This window comes from Anaerotignum faecicola (assembly GCA_024460105.1).
Taxonomy (GTDB): domain Bacteria; phylum Bacillota; class Clostridia; order Lachnospirales; family Anaerotignaceae; genus JANFXS01.
This window is the reverse complement of record JANFXS010000528.1, coordinates 1-396: the sequence shown is the minus strand read 5'-3', so window position 1 is coordinate 396 and position 396 is coordinate 1. Positions and strand designations below refer to the sequence as shown.

General features: G+C 49.0%; 1 protein-coding gene. It reads left to right on the top strand.

The window, feature by feature from the left end; translation table 11 throughout:
* Positions 1–396: hypothetical protein (locus tag NE664_15230; protein ID MCQ4727984.1), on the top strand; the 396-nt coding region annotated here is incomplete at both ends.

Sequence of the window (396 nt, the reverse complement as noted above, 5' to 3'; positions counted from 1 at the left end):
CTGTTGTTTGCGATATGTGCGGCAGCAGATAAGAATGATTTAAGGCCATCCGTAACCGGAGGAGCAGTAGATGATTCAAAAGCGGCAGCCGCCGAAGAACCATCCTGGAATCATATCGACATGAATAAGGATACAACGTATACGATCCGTGTGCACGCTGATTTTGAGGAGAAAACAGTCAGCTATTCCATCACGGAAAAAGACGGCAAGGTGGCAGCGCAGGAGATTGCAATTCCTACAGAAGCTTCCAATCTTGCAAAGATGATTGCCTGCAACTGGTGGGTCGGGCAGCCTCAGTATATCGATAATTTCAGGCTGACAGCTCCTGAAGCAGCACTGGATCTGCCGCTGGAAGGAAAAACGCTCTATGCGTTTGGCGACAGTATTGTTGCAGGC